This window comes from Kocuria sp. NPDC057446 (assembly GCF_042802875.1).
Taxonomy (GTDB): domain Bacteria; phylum Actinomycetota; class Actinomycetes; order Actinomycetales; family Micrococcaceae; genus Kocuria.
In genome coordinates this window covers 1-9,235 of the sequence record NZ_JBHVDI010000155.1, presented here as the reverse complement: position 1 = coordinate 9,235, position 9,235 = coordinate 1, and the positions used below count along the sequence as shown (strand labels likewise).

Genomic DNA, 9,235 nt, shown 5'->3' with positions numbered 1-9,235 from the left:
GCGTCCTGCCCCGGGCCGGACGGTGGCCGGCCGGGGCGGGAGGCCGCGGCGGGTCATCCGCCCGGCTGGGCGGTCGGTGCCGGAGGCCCGTCCTCCCGGGGCCGGTCCTCCCCCAGGAGGGACGTCCCGGCGGCGGCGGCGATCCTGCGCTGCAGCGCGTCCCAGTTCTCGGCGACCGGGATCCGGGCGTCCAGGACGTGGATCAGGGCGGTGTCCTCGGCCATGGACACCATGAGCGTGCCGGGCATCAGGCTCACCATGGCCAGGGCGACCTGCCGCTGGTGCCCCGGCTCCAGGCGCAGGGGGTGGCGCTGCACCTCGGGGTGCACGTCCACCCGCCGGGCCAGGATGCGGCGGCTGACGTCGATGCCGCCCAGCACGGAGTGGACGAGGAACCAGAGGACCAGCCGGACCGTGTGCCCGGCGCGGGAGAGCAGGTGCCCGCCCGGGGCCGCCGGCGGGGAGAGCCGCAGACTGAGCACGAGCGCCGCCGCGCAGGCGACCACCCCGTAGTACCAGCCGGGCGAGTCGCCCTCGGTGAACACCCACCACAGCAGGCCGAGCAGCGCCCCGCGGACCGTCACCGCCCCGACCCACCTCACGGGACCACCACCAGGGCCAGCGCCGTCCCGGTCATCAGCAGGAGCAGCACCGCGCCGCTGCCGGTCCAGGAGTGCACCGCGCGCACCGCCGACCCGACGGCGGCGACCCGCCGGTGCCCCGGCCGGATCCGGTGGGCGGCCGTCCGCAGCACCGCCGCGGTCCGGGCGGCGCGCTGCTCGGCGCGGGCGGCCGACCGGCCGATCCGCCGCAGCAGGCGCTCCTCCGGGACCAGCAGGTCCCCGGGGGGCACGGCGCGCCCGTCGGGATGCGCCGCCCACGCGGGGACGGCGTCCCGGGCCGACAGCCACCACCATCCGGCGCCGAGCAGCAGGCCGAGCAGGATCGGCCACGAGGCGTCCCACAGGGTGACGGGCTCGATCCCCGGGAAGGCCGCGACCGGCACCCACTGCTGGGTGAGGGTCCACGGCACCGTGATCCCGGTCAGCACGATGAGCAGCCACGCCCACAGCTCGGCGTCCGGCCGGTGCTGCGGCCCGCGCCCGGTCCGCGCCAGGAGCAGCCCGAAGCGCAGCAGGAGCAGGGTGGAGCCCGTGGCCACGAACGGCAGGAGATGCGCGAGGTCCAGGCCCGCGACGGTGACGCCGTCGACCGCGTTCTTGGCGGCGTACTTGCCCACCGCTCCGGAGCTCAGCGGCGCCCCGGCCACGGCGAGGGCGGCCCCGCACAGGCCCAGCACGGCCAGGGGGGCAGTGCGCGCGGCGCCGAAGTGCTTCCACACCGGCACCCCCAGGAAGAGGGCGCCCTTGGCGAAGCCGTGGTGCACGCTGTACACCACCGCGGCCCCGATGCACGCCTCGGCCAGCTCCGGGACCGCCAGCGCCACCCCGACCACGGCGGCGAGGAACCCCATCTGGCTGATCGTGGAGTACGCGAGCACCACCTTCGGGTCGTCCTGCAGGTCCCCCACGGGCACGGCCAGGAACGCACCGAGCAGGGCGAGCACCACCAGGGCCGTGCCCCAGCGCTCCAGGGGGACCTCGCCGAGGGGCAGGAACCGGAGCCACCCCACCAGTCCGGCCTTGACCATCGCGCCCGAGAGCACCGCGCTGGCCGCCGGCGGGGCCGCCGGGTGGGCGAGGGGCAGCCACACGTGCAGCGGGAGGGTGCCGGCCTTGACCCCGAAGCCCACGAGCAGCAGTCCCACGATCCAGTGCAGGTGCTCGGAGCCGGCGGCGGCCACCGGGGCGTCCGCGAGACGCATCCCGCCCGCGGACACGACGAGCAGGAGCGCCCCGAGGATCGCGGACTCGCTCAGCACCGTCAGCACGAGGTAGACGCGTCCCGCCCGCCGCGCCTGCCGGGTGCGGTGGTGGACGACGAGCCCGTAGGCCGCGAAGCTCATGAGCGCGAAGCACAGGTAGAAGGACACGGCGTCCGCGGCCGCGTAGACCCCCATGTTCCCGACCAGGCTGACGAGCAGGAAGCCCGTCAGGCCGGCCGATCCGGTCCCCTCCGCGCGCGAGGGCTTCGTCCACGTGGTCGCCGCGAGCGCCGCCCCGTAGAGCAGCCCGCCCGTGAGCACGAGGGGCCGTGCCACCGGGTCCAGCTCCCAGGACATCCCGAACAGCATCCAGGGCACCTCGAGGGCAGGCGGTCCGCCGGGCCCGTCCGGCGGGAGCAGCGTCAGGAGGACGAACGGCAGCACCGCCGGCGGGGCCCAGGGCAGGAGGCGCCGCCTGGTCCGGGCGGCGCGGCCCGGGGCGGCGAGCCCGCTCCCGGCGAGGGCGGTGACGAGCACGAGCGGGTAGAGCAGGGCGAGGGACCACAGCACGACGGTCATCCCGGGTACGCTCCTTCCGCGATCAGCAGGGACAGCCACAGGGGCGAGTACGCCACCCCCGCGAGCACCCCCGCGGCGACCGACAGGACCGCCGTCGTCACCACGGGCACGAGCAGGGCCCCCGGCGCCTCCCGCAGGGGGCCCCCGCGGTCGCGGGCCGGCGGCACGCCGTCGTCGGCCGCCCCCTCCGGCGGCTCACGGAACCACAGCGCGTAGACGGCCGGCAGGAAGTAGGCGGCGTTGAGCAGCGCGCTGAGCAGCAGCACCCCGACGATCTCCGGGTGACCCGCGTCCAGGGCACCCTGCCCGAGCTGCCACTTGGAGACGAAGCCCGCGACCGGCGGGAGCCCGATCATCCCGAACGCGCCCACCGTGAAGGCGGCCGCGGTCAACGGCATCCGGCGCCCCACCCCGGCCAGCCCGGACACGGTCTTCACGCCGAGGACCTCCGCGAAGATCCCCGCGCAGAAGAAGAGGGTGATCTTCATCAGCCCCTGGTGCACGAGGTGGACCAGTCCGCCCGCGGTCGCGGCCTCGCTGAACATGGCGATGCCCATGGTCACGTAGGACACCTGGCTGACGGTCGAGTAGGCCAGGCGCCGCTTGAGGTCCTGCTGCCGCAGGGCGAGGACGGAGCCGTAGACCACCGTGAAGGCGGCCAGGGCCAGCAGCGGGCCGAGCACCCCGAGATCGTGGGCCAGCTCCACCCCGTAGACGTCGTCGACCACCCGCACGATCCCGAAGACGCCGGCCTTGACCACGGCCACCGCGTGCAGCAGGGCGCTGACCGGGGCCGGCGCCACCATGGCCCGGGGCAGCCAGCCGTGCAGCGGGAAGAGGGCGGCCTTGACCCCGAGCCCGGCCACCATGAGCACGAAGGCGAGCGCCGCGGCCGCCGGGTCCTCCGCCGCGAAGGCCCGCACCCCGGCGGCACCCCCCTCCCCGAAGTCCACCGACCCCGCGTGCACGGTCAGCAGCGCCACCCCGGCCAGCAGGCTCAGTCCGCCGGACAGCGTGTAGAAGAGGTACAGCCGAGCGGCCCGCACCGCCTCGGCGGTGCCCCAGTGCGCCACGAGCGGATAGGTGGTGATGGTGAGCAGCTCGAAGAAGATCAGGAAGGTCACGAGGTTGCCCGAGAAGGAGATCCCCACCGTGGCGGCCACGCACAGGCTGAAGAAGCCGAAGAACCGGCTGCGGTGCGAGTACCGCTCGAGGTAGCCGATGGCGTAGACAGTGGTCAGCAGCCACAGGACGGCGGAGAGACCCGCGAACAGCAGGGACAGCGGCTCCGCCCGCAGGACGAGGTCGATCCCGGGGAACAGCGGGGTGCGCCACTCCGGCCGGGCCCCGGCGACGACGACCGGCACCAGCGCGGCCACCAGCGCCAGCTTGGCCACCGCGGCGGCGATGTTCAGCGTCGAGCGCGCCCTGACCTGGTCCTCGCGGAGGAAGAAGATCACGGCCCCGGGGACCAGGGAGACCAGCACCATGACGAGCGGGACCACGCTGGGCCCGGTGAAGGTGAATCCGCCGGCGGTCATCGGTCTCCTCCCGCCGGGGCCCCGACCACCACGAGATCGGTGAGTCCCGGTCCGGCGAGACCGGCCAGCAGCGGGACCAGCGCCAGCACCAGCGGCATCCAGCGGACCGGCAGGGACGCGGTGCGCGTCGCGGGCAGCGGGGGTGCCCCTCCCTGCGGCTCGCGCAGCATCACCGTGAGCGGCTTGAGCAGGTAGGCGGCGGACAGCAGCCCGCCCCCGATCACCACCACGGCCCAGCCCCACTGACCGCTGCCCACGGACGTCAGGACGAGCTGCCACTTCCCCGCGAAGCCGAGGCTCGGCGGCAGGCCGGCCAGCGTCACCGAGGCGACGCCCATCCCCATGACCACGGACGGCAGGGGCCGCACGACGCGCGCCAGGCCGGCCAGCGAGTCCGTGCCGTAGACGCTCTTGAGCGTGCCGGCCGAGAGGAACAGCGAGGCCTTCGCGAAGCCGTGGCCCACGGCCAGTGCCGCCATCCCGCCCCACAGTGCCCGCTGGGCCTCCGGGTCGTGCGCCGCGGCCGCGGACAGGGGGAAGAACAGGAAGAGATAGCCCATCTGCACCACGGTGGAGTAGGCCACGACCTGCTTGAGCCGCTGCTGGGCCAGGGCCATCGTCCCGCCCCAGAGCACGGCGAGGGAGCCGAGCAGGCCGAGCAGCAGCGCCACCGCGGGGTCCGGGCCCAGGACCCAGAACCACATCCGCACCAGCACGAAGAACGCCGCCTTGACCACGAGCGCGGAGAGGATCGCGCTCACCACGGTCGGGGCGGAGCCGTGCGCGGGCGGCAACCACGCGTGCATCGGCACGAGCGCGGCCTTGAGGCCGAGCCCGGCGACGAGCAGCAGCGCGGCCCAGCGGCTGTCCTGCCCGGCGTCCGCCAGCCGCTCGCCCGCCACGAGGAGGTCCAGGGTCCCGGTCTGTGCGTAGACGATCGCGACCACCACCAGGAGCAGCGTGGAGCCCAGCACGGTGACCAGCAGATAGCGCAGCGCCGGACCCCACGCCGTCCGCCCGCCCAGGGCCACGAGCCCCACGGCGGCGATCCCCACCACCTCCAGCGCCACGTAGGTGTTGAAGAGGTCCCCCGCCACGTAGACCGCGTTGAGACCCGCCCAGGTGGAGAACCACAGCGGCCAGAAGCGGGCGTCGCCGCCGACGGCCGTGCGGTCCGAGGCCGCGTGCACCGTCAGGCCCGCGCCCACGAGGGCGGTCAGCAGGAGGAAGACCGCGCTGAGCCCGTCGGCGTGCAGCACGATGCCCAGGGGCGAGCCCCACCCGGCGAGGTCGTGCCCCACGGGCCCGGAGCGGGCCACGCGCACCACCAGCGCCAGGGTGGCGGCGGCCACGGAGGCCGCCCCCAGCAGACCCACCGGTGGCAGCCACCGGTCCCGCAGGACCGTGCTGAGCACCGCCAGGGCCAGCGGGCCGAGGACCAGCAGGCCGAGCAGCGAGGAGGTGCCGTTCATGGAACACTCTCCTCCCCGGCCGGCTCCGGGGGATCCGGCGGCGCCTCCTCGGTGCGCCGCAGCAGGACCAGCCCCACCCCCGTGAACGCCACGGTGATCACGATGCCGGTGAGCACCAGGGCGTGGGGCACCGGGTCCGGCGGGTCGGAGCGCGCGGCCAGGACCACCAGGGTCAGCAGGGCCCCGCTGCCGGCCACGTTGAGACAGATGAGGCGCACGAGCGGATCGCGTCCCAGCAGCAGGCGCACGGACCCCAGCACGATCAGCGCCGCCGCGACGCACAGGTACCACTCGAGGACGGTCACCGCACGACCACCCGCCCCCGGCCCAGCGCCAGGAAGACCACCGTCAGGGACGTCCCGATGCTCAGGGCCAGCGTCGTCTCCACGGCCACGATGACCCAGCCGGCCCAGGCGGGGTCCAGGGCGAGCCATGCCCCGCCCGTCGCCGGTCCCCAGACCGCCGCGGCGAGGAAGGCCACCAGGCCGACCACCAGGGCCCCGCGCAGCACCACGCCGTGCCAGGGGGCCGGGCCGATCCCGGCCGTGTTCATGAGGATGAGGGCACCGGCCAGCACGGCGCCCGCCTGGAACGCGCCGCCGGGCCGGTCCACCCCCGCGAACAGCACCCACGCCGCGATCAGCAGCAGCACCGGGGAGACGACCCGGCAGAACCAGACGAGGGTGTCCGGTCGCCCGGCGGCGGCGGGCCGCCCGGCTCGCTCGGCGCCGCTCCCGAGGGTCACCGCCACGGCGAGGACCGCGACGAGCAGCACAGCGATCTCCAGCAGCGTGTCGTAGGAGCGGAAGTTCAGCAGCACGGCCGTCACGGGGTGGTCGACGCCCGACTCGTCCATGCGCTCCCGCACCCGCTCGGTGAGACCCGTGCCCCCGCCCACGAGGGAGCGCACGAGCACCACGGCGAGACCGGCCCCGAGCAGCGTGCCGGTCAGCAGACCGAGGACGGCCGTCGCCGTGAGCCGCCGGGAACCGCGGGGGCCCTCCTCCGGGACCGGGCGCCCGCGGGTGACCGTGTCCACGAACAGGGCCCCGGTCACCCCCGTGCCGATCGCGGCCTCGGCCAGGGCGACGTCCGGGGCGCCGAGGCGCGTCCACAGCACCACGAGGAGGAGGCCGAAGACCAGGAAGGCCACGGTGGCGCCCGTGCGCCGCCGCGGCGCCACCGCCGCGACCGCTCCGGCGAGCACCGCCAGGCCGAGCAGGACGTCCACGGCACGGAGGGGGTCGTCAGCCATCGGGGGCCTCCTCCGCCGGTCCGTCCGCGGCCCTCGCGGCCGGGCTCAGTCCCTCGCGCCGGGCCAGCAGGGAGGCGACCACCGGGGAGGCGAGCATGGCCAGCGACCAGATGACGAGCAGCTTGGCGGCCGCACCCACCGACTCCGTCTGGAGGACGAGGCCTGCGACCACGAGGCCCAGGCCGAGGTTGTCGGCCTTCGTGAGCGCGTGCAGTCGCGTGCGCAGGTCCGGCAGCCGCAGCAGGCCGATGGTCCCGATGGTGAAGAAGCCCGTGCCGGCCACGACGAGGACGGTGGTGAGCAGGTCCAGGGCCAGGTGCACGGTCATCGTTCCTCGGCCTCCGCCCGCAGCCTGGACACCACGACGACCGCGGCGAGCGCCATCATCACCAGGGCGGCGTCGCGCAGGGCGGGCACGCCCGTGCTGACGGAGAGGACGGCGAGGAGCCCGGCGCCCGTGGTGCCGGTGAGGAGGACGCCCAGGAGGCGATCGCGGCCGGTCGGTCCGCGCAGCACCCGGACCAGGCATAGCAGGAGGTTGGCGGCGAGCACCACCGCGACCACGTCGAGGACCGGCCCGATCACGGTGACCCTCCCCGCAGAGGGACGGCACGGAGCCCCGGGGACCGGTGGGGGGTCCGGTCGCGGACGGCCCCCTTCCCTGATCGGCGAAGGGCGTCGTGGCGCATCGGGCTCCTCGGGCCAGAGGGTCGTTCCCGACTCTACCAGCCGGTTCCGAGGGCCAGCAGGGCCGGCCGCGCTGTCCGGCAGGGGGGCTCCGGCCGGGGTGTCCCGGGTCACGCCGGGCCCGGCTCCGCCCCTAGACTGAAGGCGTCCCGACCCGCCCCCACGAACGGATGTGGAGCAGACATGGCCAGCACACCGTCCAGCCCCGGAGCCCCTTCGACGCAGCGAGACCCCCGGCCGGGCGGCGGGGACCCGGCCGACCTCCGCTCCCCGGGGGAGCAGGCTCCCCCGGAGCACGCCAAGACGCACCGGATCAAGTGGGCGGGGCTCGTCGTGGGCCTGGTGCTGGCCCTGCTGGTCTACGTCCTCATGCCCGCCGACCTGGCCCACCCTGCCAAGCTCACGGCGGCCACCGCCGTCCTGATGGGCGCGTGGTGGATGACGGAGGCCATCCCGATCCCCGCCACGGCCCTGCTCCCGCTGATCGTCTTCCCCGTGCTCGGTGAGGACGTCGCCGTGGACGACGTCGGCGCCTCCTACGGCAGCAACATCATCTTCCTGTTCATGGGCGGGTTCCTGCTGGCGCTGGCGATGCAGCGCTGGAACCTGCACCGCAGGATCGCCCTGCGCACCGTGCGCGTGATGGGCACCAAGCCGGCCCAGATGGTGGCCGGGTTCATGCTGGCCACCGCGTTCCTCAGCATGTGGGTCTCCAACACGGCCACCGCCGTGATGATGCTGCCGATCGGGGTGTCCGTGCTGCTGCTGCTGCCGAAGCTGCTCGAGGACTCCGGGGCGTCCGCCGGGGGCACGGACGGCGGCGCCCTGGAGGACTCCGGCCTGGAGGGCGCCGACCCGCAGAGCGCCGAGGTGAAGGAGGCCGTCATCGCCTCCAACTTCGGCACCGCGCTCATGCTCGGCATCGCCTACGCCGCCTCGATCGGGTCCCTGAGCACCATCATCGGCACCCCGCCGAACACCCTGATGGTCGGCTACCTCCAGGAGGCGCACGGCATCGACGTCGGCTTCGGCCAGTGGATGCTCGTGGGCGTGCCGCTGTCCGCCGTCATGCTCGTCATCGCCTGGTTCCTGCTCACCAAGGTGCTGTTCAAGCCGGAGATCGACGAGATCCCCGGCGGCAGGAGGCTCATCAACCAGGAGCTGGACAAGCTGGGCCGCATGTCCACGGGCGAGAAGCTGGTGCTCGCGATCTTCGCCCTGGCCGCCCTGAGCTGGGTGTTCGTGCCCATCGTCTTCGACTCCCCGCCCATCAGCGACGCCGGCATCGCGCTGGTCGTGGGGCTGCTGCTGTTCCTGCTCCCCGCCGGGGCCCAGCGGGGCGTGCGGCTGCTGGACTGGGACGCCGCGGTGAAGCTGCCGTGGGGCGTGCTGCTGCTGTTCGGCGGCGGACTGGCCCTGTCCGCGCAGTTCACGTCCTCGGGCCTGACGGACTGGATCGGGGAGGGCGCCGCGGCGCTGGGCGCCGTGCCGGTCCTCCTGGTCGTGGCGATCTTCGCCGCCGGCATCCTCTTCCTCACGGAGCTGACCAGCAACACCGCCACGGCGGCCACGTTCCTGCCCGTCTCCGGGGGCGTCGCCCTCGGGCTGGGTCTGGACCCCATGCTGCTGGCCATCCCGGTGGCCCTCGCCGCCACGTGCGCGTTCATGCTGCCGGTGGCCACCCCGCCCAACGCCATCGCCTTCGGCTCCGGCTACGTGACCATCGGGCAGATGATCAAGGGCGGACTGTGGCTGAACCTCATCGGGATCGTCCTGATCACCCTGCTGACCATGACGCTGGGCGTCTGGGTGTTCTCCATCGTGTACTGACCGTCCCCGCCCGGCCCACGGCGGCCCCGCGCTCAGGCCGCGGGGC

At 74.6% G+C, this 9,235-nt stretch carries 9 protein-coding genes; 1 reads left to right on the top strand and 8 read right to left on the bottom strand.

Going from position 1 to position 9,235, the window contains the following annotated elements; translation table 11 throughout:
* Positions 1 to 53 precede the first annotated feature (53 nt).
* Genes ACFU0Y_RS15215 through ACFU0Y_RS15180 form a run of 8 tightly spaced genes read right to left on the bottom strand, consistent with a single transcriptional unit; the run spans position 54 to position 7,257 of the window.
* Entirely contained in the window at positions 54 to 602 is a 549-nt protein-coding gene (locus tag ACFU0Y_RS15215; RefSeq protein ID WP_380215368.1) for a Na+/H+ antiporter subunit E, read from the bottom strand.
* On the bottom strand, positions 599 to 2,404 hold the full coding sequence (locus ACFU0Y_RS15210; RefSeq protein ID WP_380215367.1) for a proton-conducting transporter membrane subunit: 1,806 nt from the start codon (positions 2,402 to 2,404) through the stop codon (positions 599 to 601). Before ACFU0Y_RS15210 ends, ACFU0Y_RS15215 begins: the two co-directional genes overlap by 4 nt.
* The gene (locus tag ACFU0Y_RS15205; RefSeq protein ID WP_380215366.1) at positions 2,401 to 3,945 is read right to left on the bottom strand and encodes a complex I subunit 5 family protein; all 1,545 of its coding nucleotides are present in this window, start codon (positions 3,943 to 3,945) and stop codon (positions 2,401 to 2,403) included. The genes ACFU0Y_RS15210 and ACFU0Y_RS15205 overlap by 4 nt, the downstream gene beginning before the upstream one ends.
* A complete protein-coding gene (locus ACFU0Y_RS15200; protein WP_380215365.1) occupies positions 3,942 to 5,417 on the bottom strand; it encodes a complex I subunit 5 family protein in 1,476 nt (491 codons plus the stop codon). The genes ACFU0Y_RS15205 and ACFU0Y_RS15200 overlap by 4 nt, the downstream gene beginning before the upstream one ends.
* Entirely contained in the window at positions 5,414 to 5,722 is a 309-nt protein-coding gene (locus tag ACFU0Y_RS15195; RefSeq protein ID WP_380215364.1) for an NADH-quinone oxidoreductase subunit K, read from the bottom strand. Before ACFU0Y_RS15195 ends, ACFU0Y_RS15200 begins: the two co-directional genes overlap by 4 nt.
* Positions 5,719 to 6,672 (bottom strand): hydrogenase subunit MbhD domain-containing protein, encoded by a 954-nt coding sequence (locus ACFU0Y_RS15190; protein ID WP_380215363.1) that lies wholly within the window; start codon positions 6,670 to 6,672, stop codon positions 5,719 to 5,721. Before ACFU0Y_RS15190 ends, ACFU0Y_RS15195 begins: the two co-directional genes overlap by 4 nt.
* Positions 6,665 to 7,000, bottom strand: coding sequence for a cation:proton antiporter (locus ACFU0Y_RS15185; protein ID WP_380215362.1), 336 nt, complete (start codon positions 6,998 to 7,000; stop codon positions 6,665 to 6,667). Before ACFU0Y_RS15185 ends, ACFU0Y_RS15190 begins: the two co-directional genes overlap by 8 nt.
* Positions 6,997 to 7,257 carry a monovalent cation/H+ antiporter complex subunit F gene (locus tag ACFU0Y_RS15180; protein WP_380215361.1) on the bottom strand — a complete coding sequence of 87 codons (261 nt, stop codon included), beginning with the start codon at positions 7,255 to 7,257 and terminating at the stop codon, positions 6,997 to 6,999. The genes ACFU0Y_RS15185 and ACFU0Y_RS15180 overlap by 4 nt, the downstream gene beginning before the upstream one ends.
* A gap of 285 nt (positions 7,258 to 7,542) precedes the next feature.
* On the opposite strand from ACFU0Y_RS15180, the gene ACFU0Y_RS15175 reads away from it, so the two are divergent.
* Positions 7,543 to 9,189, top strand: a complete 1,647-nt coding sequence (locus ACFU0Y_RS15175) for an SLC13 family permease (protein ID WP_380215360.1) — start codon at positions 7,543 to 7,545, stop codon at positions 9,187 to 9,189.
* Positions 9,190 to 9,235 lie beyond the last annotated feature (46 nt).